18 protein-coding genes are annotated in these 16,491 nt (G+C 61.6%); 9 read left to right on the top strand and 9 right to left on the bottom strand.

The genetic code is table 11. The features are described from left to right. Positions 1–65 precede the first annotated feature (65 nt). Together AC1D3C_RS19050 and AC1D3C_RS19045 are read right to left on the bottom strand one after the other, a co-directional pair. On the bottom strand, positions 66–374 hold the full coding sequence (locus AC1D3C_RS19050) for a hypothetical protein (protein ID WP_477483963.1): 309 nt from the start codon (positions 372–374) through the stop codon (positions 66–68). 57 nt (positions 375–431) lie between these two features. Beyond that, the gene (locus AC1D3C_RS19045) at positions 432–1,292 is read right to left on the bottom strand and encodes an LOG family protein (protein WP_477483962.1); all 861 of its coding nucleotides are present in this window, start codon (positions 1,290–1,292) and stop codon (positions 432–434) included. 136 nt (positions 1,293–1,428) lie between these two features. On the opposite strand from AC1D3C_RS19045, the gene dapD reads away from it, so the two are divergent. Genes dapD through AC1D3C_RS19025 form a run of 4 tightly spaced genes read left to right on the top strand, consistent with a single transcriptional unit; the run spans position 1,429 to position 4,723 of the window. Further along, a complete protein-coding gene (gene dapD, locus AC1D3C_RS19040; protein WP_477483961.1) occupies positions 1,429–2,283 on the top strand; it encodes a 2,3,4,5-tetrahydropyridine-2,6-dicarboxylate N-succinyltransferase in 855 nt (284 codons plus the stop codon). Between the two features lie 9 nt (positions 2,284–2,292). Continuing rightward, positions 2,293–3,489: a succinyl-diaminopimelate desuccinylase gene (dapE, locus tag AC1D3C_RS19035; RefSeq protein ID WP_477483960.1), complete on the top strand. Its 1,197-nt coding sequence runs from the start codon at positions 2,293–2,295 to the stop codon at positions 3,487–3,489. Then, on the top strand, positions 3,473–4,093 hold the full coding sequence (locus AC1D3C_RS19030) for a hypothetical protein (protein ID WP_477483959.1): 621 nt from the start codon (positions 3,473–3,475) through the stop codon (positions 4,091–4,093). Before dapE ends, AC1D3C_RS19030 begins: the two co-directional genes overlap by 17 nt. Before the next feature lie 33 nt (positions 4,094–4,126). Then, entirely contained in the window at positions 4,127–4,723 is a 597-nt protein-coding gene (locus AC1D3C_RS19025; protein WP_477483958.1) for a hypothetical protein, read from the top strand. Between the two features lie 13 nt (positions 4,724–4,736). Here the strand turns inward: AC1D3C_RS19025 and truA are convergent, their stop codons facing one another. From truA to def, 3 genes are read right to left on the bottom strand one after another with little or no spacing between them, the layout of a single operon-like run. Continuing rightward, complete coding sequence (gene truA, locus AC1D3C_RS19020; RefSeq protein ID WP_477483957.1) at positions 4,737–5,501, bottom strand: tRNA pseudouridine(38-40) synthase TruA; 765 nt, start codon at positions 5,499–5,501, stop codon at positions 4,737–4,739. Beyond that, a complete protein-coding gene (fmt, locus tag AC1D3C_RS19015; protein WP_038539244.1) occupies positions 5,501–6,436 on the bottom strand; it encodes a methionyl-tRNA formyltransferase in 936 nt (311 codons plus the stop codon). Before fmt ends, truA begins: the two co-directional genes overlap by 1 nt. Before the next feature lie 58 nt (positions 6,437–6,494). Then, entirely contained in the window at positions 6,495–7,010 is a 516-nt protein-coding gene (gene def, locus AC1D3C_RS19010) for a peptide deformylase (RefSeq protein ID WP_477483956.1), read from the bottom strand. A 111-nt stretch (positions 7,011–7,121) separates the two neighbouring features. Between def and AC1D3C_RS19005 the strand changes: the two genes are divergently transcribed. From AC1D3C_RS19005 to AC1D3C_RS18995, 3 genes are all read left to right on the top strand, one after another. Next, complete coding sequence (locus tag AC1D3C_RS19005; RefSeq protein WP_477483955.1) at positions 7,122–8,327, top strand: DNA recombination protein RmuC; 1,206 nt, start codon at positions 7,122–7,124, stop codon at positions 8,325–8,327. A gap of 50 nt (positions 8,328–8,377) precedes the next feature. Continuing rightward, positions 8,378–9,277 (top strand): ribokinase, encoded by a 900-nt coding sequence (locus AC1D3C_RS19000; protein WP_477483954.1) that lies wholly within the window; start codon positions 8,378–8,380, stop codon positions 9,275–9,277. A gap of 182 nt (positions 9,278–9,459) precedes the next feature. Further along, entirely contained in the window at positions 9,460–11,814 is a 2,355-nt protein-coding gene (locus AC1D3C_RS18995) for a methyl-accepting chemotaxis protein (protein ID WP_477483953.1), read from the top strand. Positions 11,815–11,885: 71 nt separating this feature from the next. Here the strand turns inward: AC1D3C_RS18995 and AC1D3C_RS18990 are convergent, their stop codons facing one another. After that, positions 11,886–12,827 carry a nucleoside hydrolase gene (locus AC1D3C_RS18990; RefSeq protein WP_477483952.1) on the bottom strand — a complete coding sequence of 314 codons (942 nt, stop codon included), beginning with the start codon at positions 12,825–12,827 and terminating at the stop codon, positions 11,886–11,888. Between the two features lie 194 nt (positions 12,828–13,021). Between AC1D3C_RS18990 and AC1D3C_RS18985 the strand changes: the two genes are divergently transcribed. Then, the gene (locus tag AC1D3C_RS18985; RefSeq protein ID WP_105417655.1) at positions 13,022–13,450 is read left to right on the top strand and encodes an Hsp20 family protein; all 429 of its coding nucleotides are present in this window, start codon (positions 13,022–13,024) and stop codon (positions 13,448–13,450) included. A gap of 44 nt (positions 13,451–13,494) precedes the next feature. Further along, positions 13,495–13,752, top strand: coding sequence for a BQ00720 family protein (locus AC1D3C_RS18980; RefSeq protein WP_038539224.1), 258 nt, complete (start codon positions 13,495–13,497; stop codon positions 13,750–13,752). A 4-nt stretch (positions 13,753–13,756) separates the two neighbouring features. Here the strand turns inward: AC1D3C_RS18980 and trmB are convergent, their stop codons facing one another. The 3 genes from trmB to AC1D3C_RS18965 all read right to left on the bottom strand — a co-directional run bounded on the left by trmB (position 13,757) and on the right by AC1D3C_RS18965 (position 16,403). Beyond that, positions 13,757–14,458, bottom strand: a complete 702-nt coding sequence (trmB, locus tag AC1D3C_RS18975) for a tRNA (guanine(46)-N(7))-methyltransferase TrmB (protein ID WP_477483951.1) — start codon at positions 14,456–14,458, stop codon at positions 13,757–13,759. Positions 14,459–14,542: 84 nt separating this feature from the next. After that, positions 14,543–15,802: a methionine adenosyltransferase gene (gene metK / locus AC1D3C_RS18970; protein WP_477483950.1), complete on the bottom strand. Its 1,260-nt coding sequence runs from the start codon at positions 15,800–15,802 to the stop codon at positions 14,543–14,545. Between the two features lie 184 nt (positions 15,803–15,986). Then, entirely contained in the window at positions 15,987–16,403 is a 417-nt protein-coding gene (locus AC1D3C_RS18965; protein ID WP_037079404.1) for a helix-turn-helix domain-containing protein, read from the bottom strand. Positions 16,404–16,491: the final 88 nt, after the last annotated feature.

The raw sequence follows: 16,491 nt of genomic DNA, 5'->3' as shown, positions 1-16,491 counted from the left end.
CCAAGGACCCGCCCTTTCCCCAAAGGGCGGGTTCTTTTATTTTTCGGATCAGATAAAGCCCGCAATCAGGAAGGTCTGTGCTCGACTGCGGACACTCGGTCCGCGACCTCCTCCACCTTGTCCTCGATGCGGACAAGCGACTGCTCGATCGTCGACTGCATGTGGGACAAAGCCCCGCCAAGTTCGATTTTGATAGAGAGCTCGAGATCATCCCGAACTTCCGCCTGACGTCGTTCCAGGCGCTTCGAAAATTCATAAGTCTGGATCGCCAGGGTCCTGATTTCAGAAACCTCCTTGCGAAGGGCGCGAACTTCGTCATTTGTCCGCTGCCCAAGCTTGGCCAGAAAATTCAGATCTACGACTTCATCGCTCATCGGTACCATCCTCTAGCGACAATCTAGTCGCGAACTTCGCGACTTTCAATCAAGCCTTCAATGCTCGTAGAAATCCGAGATGATCTTCCACGCCTCTTCCGCGGTTTCCACGAAATTGATGAGGTTGAGATCGTCCGGAGCGATCGTCCCGAATTCCGCGAGCGCGCCAAAATTGATGATGCCGCGCCAGAAGGCTTCGCTGAACAGGATGAGCGGCATGCGTTCCATGCGCTTGGTCTGGATGAGGGTCAGCGCCTCGAACATTTCGTCCAGCGTGCCGAAGCCACCCGGAAAAACGACGACCGCTTTGGCCCGCATCATGAAATGCATCTTGCGGATGGCAAAATAGTGGAAATTGAAGCTGAGCTCTGGCGTCACGTAGCGGTTCGGGGCCTGCTCGTGGGGCAGCATGATATTGAGGCCGATGCTCGGCGCACCGGCATCAGCCGCACCACGGTTGCCGGCCTCCATGACGCCCGGCCCGCCGCCTGTCACCACCACATATTCCTGATGATTGTAGCTTGCGGAATGTCTGCCGCAGAGAGCGGCGAACTTGCGCGCCTCCTCGTAGTAGACGGAAGCCGCCTCGAGGTTCTGGCGCTGCGTATCATTGCGGGCGGCCCAGGCGCTCTGGCCGGGCGCCGGGATGCGCGCGCCGCCGAACAGCACCACGGTCGATTTGATGCCGCGCTCGGCGAGTGCCATTTCCGTCTTCATCAGCTCGAGCTGGAGACGCACGGGGCGAAGCTCCTCGCGGCTGAGGAACTCGTCATCCGCATAGGCGAGGCGATAGGAATGCGATTCCGTCTGCGGCGTCCGCGGCTGGACTGCGGCGTCGTTTTTGTCCGCCTTGTTGTCCTTCAGCGGATCCCAGGCCCCATCCTTGCGCCGTGGGCCATCCTTCTTCGCCTTTGCCATTCGCATGATCCTTCCGGCGTCAAATGCATTGACGCCAATTCACATTGACGCTTGAGTGGCGGTCGCTTAGATCAAAAGACACCAAATGGCCACCTCTCCCACCATCACGATACAGAGTGACGTTTAAGGATTTCCCATGAGCAGCCCCGACTTCTCTTCTCTCGAAAAGACCATCGAGACCGCCTTCGACAACCGCGACGGCGTGACGGTTTCGACCAAAGGGGAAATCCGCGATGCGGTCGAGGAAGCGCTCAACCTGCTTGACAGCGGTCAGGCACGGGTTGCAAGCCGCGGCGAAGACGGAACCTGGACTGTGCACCAGTGGCTGAAGAAGGCCGTTCTGCTGTCCTTCCGCCTCAACGACATGGAAGTGGTCAAGAACGGCCCCGGTGCCTCCACCTGGTGGGACAAGGTGCCTTCCAAATTCGAGAACTGGGGTGAAACCCAGTTCCGCGCTGCCGGTTTCCGCGCCGTGCCGAACGCTGTCGTGCGGCGCTCGGCCCATATCGCCAAGAACGTCGTCCTGATGCCATCCTTCGTCAACCTCGGCGCCTATGTCGATGAAGGCACGATGGTCGACACCTGGGCGACGGTCGGCTCCTGCGCCCAGATCGGCAAGCACGTGCATCTTTCCGGCGGCGTCGGCATCGGCGGTGTGCTGGAGCCGATGCAGGCCGGCCCGACCATCATCGAGGACAATTGTTTCATCGGCGCCCGTTCGGAAGTGGTCGAAGGCTGCATCGTCCGCCAGGGCTCAGTGCTCGGAATGGGCGTGTTCATCGGCAAGTCGACCAAGATCGTCGATCGTGCCACCGGCGAGATCAGCTATGGCGAAGTGCCGCCCTACTCGGTCGTCGTCGCCGGCACGATGCCGGGCAAGCCGTTCCCGAACGGAGACATGGGACCGGGCCTTTATTGTGCCGTGATCGTCAAGCGCGTCGACGAGCAGACCCGTTCCAAGACCGCCATCAACGAACTGCTGCGGGACTGATCCGATCAAATGCCTGCTGCCGATCCCATCGCCAATCTCCAGACTCTGATCCGCTGCCCCTCGGTGACGCCTGCCGAGGGCGGCGCGCTTGCGGCGCTCGAGGCGATGCTGCTTCCGCTCGGATTCAAGGTCGAGCGGATGGTGGCGACGGAACCCGGCATGCCGGACATCGAGAACCTCTATGCCCGGCTCGGCACCGACGCCCCGCATCTGATGTTTGCCGGCCACACGGACGTAGTGCCGCCGGGAGACGAGACGTCTTGGAGTAAGCCGCCTTTTGCCGCCGAGATCGTCGGCGGCGAGCTGTTCGGCCGCGGCGCGGTGGACATGAAGGGTGGCATTGCCTGTTTCGTCGCAGCGGTCGCCCGCCATATCGATCTGCATGGCGCGCCAAGAGGCTCGATCTCCTTCCTGATCACCGGCGACGAGGAAGGCCCGGCCGTCAACGGCACCGAGAAGCTGCTGAAATGGGCGGCCGAGAGGGGCGAGACCTGGGATGCCTGCCTGGTCGGCGAGCCGACCAATCCGGATGCGCTCGGCGACATGATCAAGATCGGCCGACGCGGTTCGGTCTCCGGCAAGGTCACCGTCTTCGGCGTCCAGGGCCATGCGGCCTACCCGCACCTTGCCGACAATCCGGTACGCGGCCTACTGCCGCTCGCCTCAGTGCTGATGAATCCGCCCTTCGACGGCGGCACGGCGGAATTCCCGGCCTCCAATCTGGAAGTGACCTCCATCGATATCGGCAATCCGGCGACCAACGTCATTCCGGCCAAGGCGGCGTTCGCCTTCAACATCCGCTTCAACGACACCTGGACCGCCGATACGGTCAAAGCCGAGATCGTCAGGCGGCTCGACGCAGCAGCGATTGGTAGCCCGCTGCGCCCGGAGCGCGATCCGGCGCGCTACGACATCACCTGGGCAGAACGCCCGAGCCACGTGTTCCTGACCCGCAACAATGCCCTGATCGCTTCGCTATCGGGTGCCGTCGAAAACGTGACCGGCAAGGTGCCGAAACTTTCGACGACAGGCGGCACCTCGGATGCCCGGTTCATCAAGGATTATTGCCCGGTCGTCGAATTTGGCCTTGTCGGGCAGACCATGCATATGATCGATGAGCGCGTAGCCCTTGCCGATCTGGAGACGCTCACCCAAATCTATGGGACCTTCATCTCCCGCTGGTTCGATAATGCCCTCCTATCATGAAGTCAGGCTCTACCTCGGCGGTCTCTGGCTGCTGATCAGGGGCGATGCGCGCGGTCTGCGACCGTTCGACATTTCGGACCAGGGCGTATTGCGTTCGTTCTGGGCGGCGGGCTGGTGCGCGCCGGCATTGATTGTCGGCTGGATCGTTCAGCGGATGGAATACCTTCGTCATTTCCCTCAACGCGAGGACTATTCCTTCATCTTTTTCCTGAAGATGCTGGTCCTCGAAGCGGCCCAGTGGGTCGTGCCGGCCGCGGCGCTCATCGCCCTCGGCTTCATTCTGCGCTTCATGCCGCTCGTGCCGATCCTGATCGTGGTGCGCAACTGGTTTGCCGTCCCGCTCGCCTATGCGATCCATGCGGTTTATTCGCCCATCGCTTTCCTATCTGCCCAGCAAGGTGGCGCCATGGGGCTTGCCGGTTACGCTTCGATAATTCTGGCGGCAACCATTCTGATCGCCGCGCTTTTCCTCGCCTGGTGCGTTCTAAGAACAGTCATGGGCGGCCCGGTGATGATCCGCATTGCCACCCTGGGACTTGTGCTCCTGACCGACATGTTTGTTGCGCGCGAACTGGAGAATATCATGGGGGTTTCGTTAACCTGATGCGTGATTTCGCCGTTTTGCGAGGAGGCCGCCTTGCCCTCCTATGCTGAAGTCAGACTTTATCTGAGCGGTCTCTGGCTGCTTATCCGCGGCGATGCGCAGGGTTTCCGCCTGCTCGACATTTCCGATCGCGGCATGATGCGCTCGTTCTGGGCGTTCGTCTGGTGCCTGCCGGGCGCGTTCATCTCGTGGCTGTGGTGGCGCGACTATCTGCTTGAGGGCATGCCGTCCGGCGCCCGGATCGGCGGGATTTTCTTCGTTCGCATGGCAATGCTGGAAATCTTCAACTGGCTGGTGCCGCTGATCCTTGCCGGCGTACTCTGCTCGCTGCTCGGCATCGCCCGAAAGTTTCCGGCGGTCGTCGTCACCGTCAACTGGCTCTCGGTTCCGTTTGCCTATCTCTACGGCCTGCTGAGCCTGCGCTTCCTGTTGCCGTCGAGACTCGATACCGCCCTGGCGCTGGTCCATTTCGCGCTGCTGATCGTGATGATCATCGCGATATCGCGGGTGATGCGGATGATCTGCGGACCGCAGCCGCTGATGATCACCACGCTGGTGCTGGTGCTGATCGTGCCGAGCATGCTGCTGACCGAAGCGCTGCAGCGTTTCCTCGGCATTTACCCACTCTGACGAAGCCAGCGCTTCAGGGCTCTACGGGATCGCCTGGATAATCGACCCGCATGAAATAAAGCCCCTCCGGCGGTGCCACCGGCCCGCAGGCCTTGCGGTCCCGGGCGTCCAATGCTGCGCGGACATCCGCCGGCGTCATGCGGCCTTCGCCGGCCAGTTTCAGCGTGCCGGCGAGCGACCGTATCTGATTGTGCAGGAAACTCTGTGCCGTCGCGCGGATTTCGATCAGGTCGCCGCTGCGCGTGACATCCAGTATGTCCAGCGTGCGGACGGGGCTTTTCGCCTGGCAATGAACCGAACGAAAAGTCGTGAAATCGTGCTTTCCGACCAAGGTCTGGGCGGCGGCATGCATGACTTCATGATCCAGATCCTTGGTGACCCACCAGGCACGCTTCGCATCCAGCGCCAGCGGGCCGGCCCGTGAAATGATACGGTAGAGGTAGTATCGCCGGACAGCCGAAAAGCGAGCGTCGAACGTATCATCGACAACCTGCACGCTGACGATGGCGACTTTCTCCCTGGCCATGCCGAGATAGGCATTCAGCGCGTCGCGCAGCCGGTGTGGCTGCCACGACCGCGTGAGATCGACATGCACCACCTGTCCGCGCGCATGCACGCCGGAATCGGTGCGGCCGGCGCCCTTGACCACCACGGGCTCCTTGGTCAGAGACAGGATGGCATTTTCAAGCGCCGACTGTACCGAGTGGCCGTTCTTCTGCTTCTGCCAGCCGACATAGGGCGTGCCGTCATATTCGACGGCCATGCGGAATCGGGGCATCAGGAGAGCCTCGTGCCCGGCCCAAGCGGCGTCCCGCGCAGGAAATCCGCCGCGGCCAGCGGCTTGCCGCCGGCCTTCTGCAATTTGCGGAGCTTCACCGCACCTTCACAGCAGGCTACGGTCAGCGCTTCGTCCAGAACCGTTCCGGGCTCACCCTGCCCCTCGCCGACTTCCGAGAGGAGAACCTTTACGCGCTCCGGCTTGCCGTTGATCTCCGCCTCGAACCATGCGCCCGGAAACGGCGACAGACCGCGGATGTGGTTATGCACATCACGTGCGGTCTTCAAAAAATCGATGTGCGTCTCGCCCTTGTCGATCTTGGCGGCATAAAGCGCGCCTTCCGACGATTGCGGCGTCAGCGGCAGGTCGTCGGCTTCGAGTTTCCCCATCGCCTCGACCATCGCACGGGCTCCGACCAGCATCAGCTTGTCGTGCAGCTCGCCCGCCGTCATGTTCTCGCCGATTTCGACTTCCCTCGTCAGCGCGACGGGGCCGGTATCGAGGCCCTTTTCCATCTGCATGACCATCATGCCGGTCTTCTTGTCACCCGCCATGATCGCCCGCTGGATCGGCGCGGCACCGCGCCAGCGCGGCAGGAGCGAAGCGTGGCCGTTGTAACAACCGAGCTGTGTGCCCGTCAGGATCGCTTCCGGCAGAAGAAGGCCGTAGGCGACGACGACGGCAACATCCGCCTTGAGTGCGCGGAATTTCTCGCGCTCATCGGGATCCTTGAAATTGGCCGGCGTAAAAACGGGAATGCCCAGCAGTTCGGCGGCCTGATGGACCGGCGACTTGACCAGATCGAGCCCGCGGCGGCCGCCCGGGCGCGGCGGCTGGGTATAAACGGCGACGATCTCATGGCCCGCATGTTTCAGGCTCTGCAGCGTCGGCACGGAAAATTCCGGCGTTCCCATGAAGATGATGCGAAGAGACATGGTCGTTCCGCGTCTCAAGAGACCGCGCCTTCTTAACTCGGATCGCCCGAGCGACGGTTCAGACCGCCTTGGACTTGGCAGCCTTGGTGAATTTCTTGATCACCATCTCGCGCTTTAGGCGGGAGATATGGTCGATGAAAAGCACGCCATTCAGGTGATCGATCTCATGCTGCAGGCAGGTGGCGAGCAGGCCGTCTGCCTCTACCACATATTCCTTGCCGTCGCGGCCGAGATGCTTGACGCTGACGGTCGCCGGGCGTTCCACCTCGGCATAATATTCCGGAATGGAAAGGCAGCCCTCTTCATATACAGAGATCTCGTCGGAGGATTTGACGATTTCCGGATTGATGAAGACCTGCGGCTGCTTTTCCTCGCCCTCGCGCGCAATGTCGACGACCAGCAGGCGGCGCGGCACGCCAATCTGGATCGCCGCAAGGCCGATGCCCGGCGCGTCATACATGGTCTCCAGCATGTCGTCGGCGAGCCTCAGAAGCTCGGCGTCAACACGCTCTATCGGCTTGGAAACCTGACGCAGGATCGGGTCAGGCAGAATAATCAGAGGCTTGATCGTCATGGCTTCCCATAACCCATCTTTTTTTCCGAAGGAATAGAAATTACGGCCGGACGAAGCTAAATGTTCACCTTTTGATCTTTTCAAGCGGCAAAATTCTGTTAGTTTCCCGCCATGGATAATCTTGTCGCGAGCCTTTCCCGTTTCTTCGACGATCCGCGCGCCGCCGTCGTGGCGGTGATGTGTGGAGCGGCATTGCTACTATTATGGCTGTTCCTGGCCCGGCGCGCATCGCTTCGGCGGCAGGAAGATGCGGCCTTGCGGGTAATGGAAGGCGAGGCCCGGCTTTCCGAACTTCTGAGAGCGCAAAGCGAGATGCAGGGACGGCTGTCGGCAATGGCGGAGACGCTTTCGACGCGGCAATCGGAGCTGAACCAGTCGGTCAGCCAGCGGCTCGATGGCATGACGCACCGGATCGGCGCTAGCATCACCGAACAGACCAAGTCGACGCAAGAGAACCTGCAGCGACTGCAGGAACGGCTGGCGGTGATCGACGCCGCCCAGAACAATATCCAGACGCTGGCAAAGGACGTCGTCGGCCTGCAGGCAATCCTGTCGAACAAGCAGACACGCGGCGCCTTCGGCCAGGGCCGAATGGAAGCGATCGTTGCCGACGGATTGCCGATGGGGGCCTACGGTTTCCAGACCACGCTCTCGAACGGCACCCGGCCCGACTGCACGATCAGGATGCCGAACGGCGCTCCGCCTCTGGTGATCGATGCCAAATTTCCGCTCGAAGCCTGGAACGCTTTTCGCGAGGCCGCGGCACCCGAAGCGAGACGGGCCGCCGCCCAGGCCTTCAAGCGCGACCTCGAGGTTCACATCCGCGATGTCTCGGAAAAGTACCTGATCCCGGGCGAAACGCAGGAAATGGCTTTCCTCTTCGTGCCGTCGGAATCGATCTTCGCGGAGATCCATGAGCATTTCGAGAGCGCTGTGCAGAAGGCGCAACGATCCCGGATCGTCATTGTCTCGCCCTCTCTCCTGATGCTGTCCATCCAGGTCATACAGGCCGTGCTGAAGGACCAGCGGATGCGCGAGCAGGCACATCTCATCCAGGGCGAAGTGGCGCTGCTGATCGAGGATCTTTCCCGCCTCGACGACCGCACCCGCAAACTGCAGACACATTTCTTCGCGGCGCAGAAGGATGTCGAGCAGATCCTCACCTCCACCGACAAGCTCAACCGCCGCGGCGCCAAGATCGAGGCTCTCGAGCTGGAGGCGCCTCACGAAGCCGAGGTGGCCCGCGATCGGCCCCAAGCCAAGGCGGTCGAAAGCCGTACCGGCCTGCTCAAGCTGCGGGTGGTTGACGAGGAGTGATCCTCTCGGGCAGTGTCGCGCGACTTTAATTTACGCAAGCAGGCCTGCCCATGATCACCGTCCTCGGCTCCATCAATATGGATCTCATCGCCACGACCGAACGTCTGCCCCAGCCGGGCGAGACGGTTGCGGGATCGAATTTTGCGACGGCCGCCGGTGGTAAGGGCGCCAACCAGGCGCTCGCAGCACGCCGTGCCGGAAGCTCCGTGCATATGGTGGGAGCCGTTGGGGAAGATGGTTTTGCTGCGCCGGCGCTGGCACTTCTCGATGACGCCAAGGTAGACCTCTCAGCGGTCGCGCGCGTAACCGATCCAACGGGCACGGCTCTGATCCTGGTGGGCGGCACGGGCGAAAACATGATCGCGGTGGTGGCCGGCGCCAACGGTACCGTGAGCACGGCACAGGCCGAGGCGGCGGTCGAAGCCATGAAGATCGGCGACATCCTGATGCTGCAGCTCGAAATTCCGACCGGGACGGTAGAGACGGCGCTCAACGCAGCGCGTGCCAAAAGCATTCAGACGGTGATCAACACTGCGCCGCTGACCGGCGATGCGGCCCGGCTGGCCCGGCTTGCAGATATCGTCGTCGCCAATGAAACCGAATTCGAATTGCTGGCCGGAAGCCCGATCCCGGACGCTGCGGCGCGCCAGGAGATGTTGAAAAAACTGCACGCGGAAACCGGCCAGACATACGTCGTCACGCTCGGCGGCGACGGCGTGGTCGCGATCCGCGACGGGGAGATCATCGCCGCCGAGGGATTGAAGATCGAACCGGTCGATACGGTCGGCGCCGGCGACACGTTTTGCGGTTACCTGGCCGCCAGCCTCGAGCAGGGGCTCGATTTTGCGAAAGCGCTCCGCCGCGCCGCGGTGGCCGGTTCGCTCGCCTGCCTCAGCCGCGGCGCCCAGCCATCGATCCCGCCCGCCGAGGCGGTCGATGCCAGGGTCTAAGCTGCTTTGATCGGGTATTCCCCGCTACTCTCGCTGCGCCGTGGGAGAACGTATTTACAATTTTAGCCAACATTAACATATCGCTTTTAGGGTCGCGGATATCTCAGCGGGGACGAGATTCGATCCGCCTCGCGGCAGCTCCATGAAGGAGCCCCCCCTCTGTCCGCAACGCGAGGCAATCGATGTTTTCGCTCAAGATCAAGTCGCTCTCCACGAAGCTCATACTGGTAACGAGCCTGGTAATCGCCGTCGTTCTGGTTCTCTCCAACTTCTTCCTGATTTCCCAAACCCGCAATCGCGTGTCGACGCTGACCATGGCGCAGGCGCAGGCCGAGGCGCGTTCGATCGCCAACGAAGTCGCCGTCGACATGGGCCAGCTTGCCGGCGCGGCACGTTCGATGGCGGGCGTGATCGGCCGCGGCCATGCCGCGGGTTATCTCGACCGCAAGGGCGTCACCGACGCTCTCAAGGCAAATCTGGAGCAGAATGCTTTTGCCTATGGCAGCTGGTTCGCCGAAGTTCCGGGCGTATTCGACGGGAAGAACGCGGAGCTCGTCGGCAACAAGGAGATGGGCGCCAACAAGAAGGGGGAGCTTGCCCCTTACTGGACCAAGAGCCGCACCGGCGATATCGCCTATAGCGTCTTCGACATCGACACCCAGGCGGAATGGTATTCGCTCGCGGCTACCTCGAAGAAGGGCTCGCTCACCCAGCCCTATATCGAAAGCACGACGGGCGATGCTGTCGCCATGAGCTCTGTCGCCTACCCCGTCATGTCCGGCTCCAAGCTCCTCGGGGTTGCCGGCCTCGACGTCTCGATGGCAACCCTGACAAAGAAGCTCCAGGCGATGCGGCCGTTCGGCTCCGGCCGGGTTCTCCTGGTGTCGCAAGGCGGCAAATGGATCGTGCCTGTCAATCCCGACAAGCTGATGAAGCCGGTCGAAGGCGAAAAAACGAGCGAGCTGCTGGCCGCGTTGAAGTCGAACCAGCCGGTCCAGCTCGACAACCTGACCGCCGATGCGGCGGAACCCTTTGAACGCGTCGTCTATCCGTTCACGGTTCCGGACCTCAACGCCACCTGGGCAATCGTCCTGGACGTGCCGCAGAGCGTGATTGCCGCGCCGGTTCAGGACCAGACACTGATGATGGTGCTTGGCGGGATCGTCATCATGGGGGCCTGCATCGCGACCCTCTATTTCGGCAGCACCGTCTTCGTGCGGCGGCCTCTGGGGGCGCTGCTCGGCAGCGTCGATACCTTAAGCAAGGGCCGTTTCGAACAGCCGGTGGAGGGCCAGGACCGCACCGACGAAATCGGCTCGCTCGCCGGCGCGCTCGAAGGCTTCCGCCACACACTGGCGGACGGCCGGCGGCTCGAAACGGAGGCGGAAGCGCAGCGCCATGCGGCGGAAAGCGAGCGCCACCGTTCCGAAGGCGAGCGCGAAGCGAACGCCCAGCAGCAGCAGCGCGTCGTCACCTCGCTTGCCAATGGCCTGGCGGAACTCTCCAATGGCAATCTCGGCTATCGCATCCAGGACGATTTCCCGGGCGACTATGCCAAGCTGAAGATCGACTTCAACAAGGCGCTGGAAAGTCTTGAGGAGACGATCGCGACGGTGAGTTCGACCGTCTACAATATCGGCAATGGCAGCCGCGAGATCACAACCAGCGCTCAGGACCTGTCGCGCCGGACCGAGCAGCAGGCTGCCAGCCTCGAGGAAACCGCAGCCGCACTCAACGAGCTCACCGCGCAGGTAAACTCGAGCGCCGAGAACGCCAGCTCGGCCGCCGGTACGGTCAACCTCGCCTGTGACGATGCGGAAAAGTCGGGCGAAGTGGTGCAGAAGGCCGTCGCCTCGATGCAGGGCATCGCCCGATCCTCGCAGGAAATCTCGCGCATCATCGGCGTGATCGACGAGATCGCCTTCCAAACCAACCTGCTCGCCCTCAATGCCGGCGTGGAAGCTGCCCGCGCCGGCGAGGCCGGCAAGGGTTTTGCTGTCGTCGCACAGGAAGTCCGCGAACTCGCCCAGCGTTCCGCAAACGCCGCCAAGGAAATCAAGACGCTCATCAACGCCTCGACCAGCCAGGTCAGCGACGGCGTGGAACTGGTCGGCAAGGCTGGCGATACGCTGCAGAAAATTGCAGTGCAGGTGATGCAGATCAACGGATTGATCCGCCAGATCTCGGCTTCCGCGAGCGAACAGGCGGTCGGCCTCAAGGAGGTCAACTCGGCGGTCAACCAGATGGACCAGGTGACCCAGCAGAATGCTGCGATGGTGGAAGAGACGACCGCCGCGAGCACGGTGCTGAGTACGGAAGCGGAAACGCTGAAGTCGCTGGTCGCACGGTTCCGCGTTTCGGCACACGCGACAGGCCACATGCAAAGCGCGCCGCAGGCGCTGCGCCAGGTTGCCCAGACCATGCGGGCAACGCGGCCGAGCCAGCCCGTACCGGCGCCACGTGCCAAGCCGGCGCCAAGGGCTGCTATCTCACACGGATCGGCGGCCGTCGCATCCGACGATTGGCAGGAATTCTGATTGCACCTAAAGCTGAACGTATAAAAGCCGCCCTTCAAACGGCGGCTTTTTCTTTGCCCGCTTATTCCGCCTTAGAGCCGAGCAACCCGCTCCGTCAGCAATTCGAAAAAGCCATCGGCATCGACATGGCGCATGACCTTGGCGTTCGGCTTGCGGCCGGAGACGTGCCACCAGTCCACTACGGTCATGCCGACCGTCAGCTCCGATTGCGTTTCGATCTCGACATTGCAGTCGCGGCCCGAAAAGAGTTCGGGCTTGATGAGGTAGGCGATGACCGTCGGATCATGCAGCGGGCCGCCATCGGAGCCGTATTTTTCAATGTCGAATCGCTCGAAAAAGGCAAGCCACGCGACTAGAACCTCCGCCGGACGGGTGCCGAGCGCGGCGATCTTTTCGACGCGGGCTTTAGTCGTCAGCAATTGGTGGGTGACGTCGAGCGGCATCATGACGATCGGCATGCCCGAGGCGAACACGGTCTTTGCCGCTTCGGGGTCGACATAGATGTTGAATTCAGCAGCCGGCGTGATGTTGCCGCCCTCGAAAAAGCCGCCGCCCATCATCACCAGCTCCTTCGCGCGCCCCGCGATGTCCGGCGCTTTCTCAAGAGCAAGCGCGATATTGGTGAGCGGCCCGAGCGTGCAGAGCGTCACGGTTCCGGCCGGCTCGGCGCGCAGGGTCTCGATGATGAAGTCGACCGCATGAGCCGCTTTCACCGGCATGGTCGGTTCGGGCAGTTCGATACCGTCAAGGCCGGTCCTGCCGTGCACATGCTCGGCGGTTACCTGTGGGCGTTTGGTTGGCTTCAGCGCGCCTTCATACACCGGCGCATCCGGCCTGCCGCAGAGTTCGCAGACGATCCGGAGGTTGCGGCTGGTGTAGGAAAGCGGCACGTTTCCGGCGACCGCGCAGAGACCAAGCACCTCGATCTCGTCCGAACTCGCAAAGGCAAGCATGATCGCCGCGGCATCGTCCTGACCCGGGTCGGTATCGATGATGATCTTCCTGCGCTGCATGAATGCTCCTTTTTTCCGGGTAGTGGTCCACAACCTGACATTCTGTCAAGTGCCGTATGACCGGCATGAAGCAGCCGTGACCATCAGCCTCGGCGCTCATCCTTGCGGTCGCCGCTGGAACCTCCCATATAGTGGCGGAGTTGGCGGGCCGCCCGGCGGGCGCCAGCATGGTCGCTTGTTGCAAGGACTGTCCGATGAGCCGAATGACGCCGTTTGCGAGCCCTCTGCTTCTGGGCTTCGACGCCATGGAAAAGACACTCGAACGCCTTGCGAAGGCGAACGACGGTTATCCTCCCTACAATATCGAACGCATCCGCGCTGACGCTTCCGGTGCCCCTGAACGGCTGCGAATCACGTTGGCCGTCGCCGGCTTTTCCGAAGCCGAACTCGAGGTGACGACGGAAGAAAACCACCTCGTCATCCGCGGACGCCAGACGGAGCAGGGTGAGCGCGACTATCTTTACCGCGGCATTGCTGCGCGGCAGTTCCAGCGTATGTTCGTGCTCGCCGACGGAATGCAGGTTTCCGGCGCCTCTCTCAAGAACGGTTTGCTATCGGTTGACCTTATCCGTCCCGAGCCCGCGCGCATGGTGCGAAAAATTAACATTTCCGTCTCAGAGTAGGTCAACGGCGCCAATGCCGTTGCCCCTCAATGCTGGAGGCTGGAATGCTCCTGAAAGAAGCGAATACGCGTTTGACGCTGTCCGAACTTGCTCATCTGGGTGCTGGAGAGGTCGGATATATTCGCAAGATGCGGTCGGACGAAGTGTCCCGCTGCTTCCCCGAAGCCCCGGATATCGATCCCAGTCTCGATCTTTGGGCCCTGTTCGGCGCAGATGGCACGCCGATCCTTCTCACCGACAATCGCTCCAGCACCTTCTTCAAGGCTGCTGAAGACGACTTGAAGACCGTCAGCCTGCACTGACCTTTCAGGCTTTCCTGAACGTCAGATAGGCCGAGGAACGGCCTTCTCGGCGGGCCTTGTTTTCGTATCGCGTACCTGGCCAGCCGGCGAAGGGCGTCAGCCAGTCGGAAGATTGCTCCGCCTGCCATTGAAATCCGCCATGGTCGCGGCAATGGATCAGCGTCCAGTTGACATAGGTGTCGATGTCGGATGCGAACAGGAACAGACCGCCCGGCTTCAGCACGCGGTGGAATCGGTCGAGATTGACCGCAGATACAAACCGCCTTTTCCAATGTTTCCGCTTCGGCCACGGGTCCGGATAGAGCAGGTCGATGCGATCGAGCGATGCATCCGGCAGCCAGTCGAGCACCTGCGTGGCGTCGTCGTCATAGACCCGGATATTCTCGAGCCCCAGTTCGTCGACGCGCGACAAAAGCTTCGCCATGGAATTGACGAACGGTTCAACTCCGATGAAGCCGGTTTTTAGATTTTCCTGCGCGCGATGAACGAGGTGCTCGCCGCCGCCGAAGCCGATCTCCAGCCGCAGTTCCTTCACCGGAATGGGAAATATCTCTGAAAGCACGCCGGGCGCAGGCGCCGCGAGATCGAGCTTCAGCGCAGGCAGCAGAGTTGCAATCCCTTCCGCCTGGCGCTCGCGGAGCTGCTTGCCCTTGCGGCGTCCGAAGAAGGCTTCGGTGCTGCGGCTCGGGTGCTGCGGTTCGGTCATGGGCTGGTCTCTCACGATAAAAGCGGGCGTCTCCGCCAGGAGGCACCCGCTTTACAGTTTTATGGAGCTATCCGTAAAGGCCGATCAGGCTGCCTTGAGGGGCTCTTCCTTCAGCGCATCCTTGAGCGGCTTCGCCAGATCGGTTTTCTCCCAGGAGAAGGAACCGTCGCGGCCGGCCTTGCGGCCGAAGTGGCCGTAAGCGGACGTCTTGGCGTAGATCGGCTTGTTGAGGTCGAGATGGCGGCGGATACCGGTCGGCGACAGGTCCATGACCTTGCGAATGGCGGCTTCCACCTGGTCTTCCGTCACACCCTTGCCCGTGCCATGCAGGTCGACATAGATCGACAGCGGCTGGGCGATGCCGATCGCGTAGGAAATCTGGATCGTGCAGCGGTCGGCGATGCCGGCAGCGACGACGTTCTTGGCCAGATAGCGGGCAGCGTAAGCGGCCGAACGGTCGACCTTGGTCGTGTCCTTGCCGGAAAATGCGCCGCCGCCGTGGGGAGCCGCGCCACCGTAGGTGTCGACGATGATCTTGCGGCCGGTAAGGCCCGCGTCACCATCCGGGCCGCCGATGACGAACTTGCCGGTCGGGTTGATGTACCACTTGCAATCCTTGGCGATCGGCAGCTCGCCGAGCGCTTCGCGAATATAAGGTTCGACGACCTCGCGGACCTTCTTGGAATCCCAGCTCTCGTCGAGGTGCTGGGTGGAAAGAACGATCGAGTCGACCGCAGCCGGCTTGCCGTTTTCATAACGCACGGTCACCTGGCTCTTGGCGTCGGGGCCGAGCTTGCCGGCATCGCCTTCGCCCTTCTTGCGAGCGATAGCGAGCAGCTGCAGGATCTTGTGGGAATAATAGATCGGTGCCGGCATGAGGTCCGGCGTTTCCTTGCAGGCGTAACCGAACATGATGCCCTGGTCGCCGGCGCCTTCATCGCCCTGCCTGTCGGCGGCGCTGTCAACACCCTGCGCGATATCAGCGGACTGGGAATGCAGCAGCACGTCGATCTTGGCCGTCTTCCAGTGGAAGCCGTCCTGCTYGTAACCGATGTCACGGATAGCCTTGCGGGCGGCGGACTTGAACTTCGAGGGATTGATGACGTCCTTGCCGTCCTTGTCCTTCTTCATCAGGCTTGGCGGCAAGCGAACTTCGCCCGCGATCACCACACGGTTCGTGGTCGCCAGCGTTTCGCAGGCAATGCGCACGGTCCAGGGATCGACGCCGGTCTTGGCCGCTTCGCGGTACACAAGATCTACAATTTCATCGGAGATACGATCACAAACCTTGTCCGGATGGCCCTCGGCAACCGACTCGCTGGTGAACAGATAACTTGCGCGCATTACGGGATTCCCCTCAAAGAAACGACGCACCTGTGTAGTGATTTTCACCGACAAACACAAGCGTACAACGACATAAATATATCTTTATGTGTACAAGTTAGGTATTCCGGCAACACCCCTCACCTTGGAGCAGGCAACAAAAAAGCGGCCTTGCGGCCGCTTTCGTGCTGATATCGAAAGGTCGTTATTCGACCTCGGCATCCGCTGCCAGAGCTTTTACGAGATCAACCACACGCCGACGAACTTTCGGGTCGGAAATCTTCACGAAAGCCCGGTTCAGTTGCAGGCCCTCGGAGGAGGAGAGGAAATCGACCACGTAGTTGGAGCTCGAGGCTTCCGCCATGCCGCCCTGACCGCCCTGATCGCCCGGTGCATCCTCGAAGAAGAAGGATACCGGCACGTTGAGAATGCTGGAAATATTCTGCAGACGGCTGGCGCCAACGCGGTTGGTGCCTTTTTCGTATTTCTGAATCTGCTGGAAGGTAATGCCAAGGCTTTCACCCAGCTTTTCCTGGCTCATTCCGAGCATGGTCCGGCGAAGGCGAATCCGGCTCCCGACGTGAATATCGATCGGGTTCGGCTTCTTTTTGTTTTCAATCATAACGATGTCCTGACGACGTTTGTTGTTTAATCCTCACAACCCGGTCTGCGTGTGGTGATACACTTCGCGCGGCTGGTCACAACAGGCT

This window comes from Neorhizobium sp. P1_A6 (assembly GCF_056406795.1).
This window is presented reverse-complemented; position numbering and strand designations above follow the sequence as displayed.

What these genes read in the sequence shown, in the direction of transcription:
- AC1D3C_RS19050 (WP_477483963.1), bottom strand. Translation starts at nt 374, where the DNA reads ATGAGCGATGAAGTCGTAGATCTGAATTTTCTGGCCAAGCTTGGGCAG.
- AC1D3C_RS19045 (WP_477483962.1), bottom strand. Translation starts at nt 1,292, where the DNA reads ATGGCAAAGGCGAAGAAGGATGGCCCACGGCGCAAGGATGGGGCCTGG.
- dapD (WP_477483961.1), top strand. Translation starts at nt 1,429, where the DNA reads ATGAGCAGCCCCGACTTCTCTTCTCTCGAAAAGACCATCGAGACCGCC.
- dapE (WP_477483960.1), top strand. Translation starts at nt 2,293, where the DNA reads ATGCCTGCTGCCGATCCCATCGCCAATCTCCAGACTCTGATCCGCTGC.
- AC1D3C_RS19030 (WP_477483959.1), top strand. Translation starts at nt 3,473, where the DNA reads ATGCCCTCCTATCATGAAGTCAGGCTCTACCTCGGCGGTCTCTGGCTG.
- truA (WP_477483957.1), bottom strand. Translation starts at nt 5,501, where the DNA reads ATGCCCCGATTCCGCATGGCCGTCGAATATGACGGCACGCCCTATGTC.
- fmt (WP_038539244.1), bottom strand. Translation starts at nt 6,436, where the DNA reads ATGTCTCTTCGCATCATCTTCATGGGAACGCCGGAATTTTCCGTGCCG.
- def (WP_477483956.1), bottom strand. Translation starts at nt 7,010, where the DNA reads ATGACGATCAAGCCTCTGATTATTCTGCCTGACCCGATCCTGCGTCAG.
- AC1D3C_RS19005 (WP_477483955.1), top strand. Translation starts at nt 7,122, where the DNA reads ATGGATAATCTTGTCGCGAGCCTTTCCCGTTTCTTCGACGATCCGCGC.
- AC1D3C_RS19000 (WP_477483954.1), top strand. Translation starts at nt 8,378, where the DNA reads ATGATCACCGTCCTCGGCTCCATCAATATGGATCTCATCGCCACGACC.
- AC1D3C_RS18995 (WP_477483953.1), top strand. Translation starts at nt 9,460, where the DNA reads ATGTTTTCGCTCAAGATCAAGTCGCTCTCCACGAAGCTCATACTGGTA.
- AC1D3C_RS18990 (WP_477483952.1), bottom strand. Translation starts at nt 12,827, where the DNA reads ATGCAGCGCAGGAAGATCATCATCGATACCGACCCGGGTCAGGACGAT.
- AC1D3C_RS18985 (WP_105417655.1), top strand. Translation starts at nt 13,022, where the DNA reads ATGAGCCGAATGACGCCGTTTGCGAGCCCTCTGCTTCTGGGCTTCGAC.
- AC1D3C_RS18980 (WP_038539224.1), top strand. Translation starts at nt 13,495, where the DNA reads ATGCTCCTGAAAGAAGCGAATACGCGTTTGACGCTGTCCGAACTTGCT.
- trmB (WP_477483951.1), bottom strand. Translation starts at nt 14,458, where the DNA reads ATGACCGAACCGCAGCACCCGAGCCGCAGCACCGAAGCCTTCTTCGGA.
- AC1D3C_RS18965 (WP_037079404.1), bottom strand. Translation starts at nt 16,403, where the DNA reads ATGATTGAAAACAAAAAGAAGCCGAACCCGATCGATATTCACGTCGGG.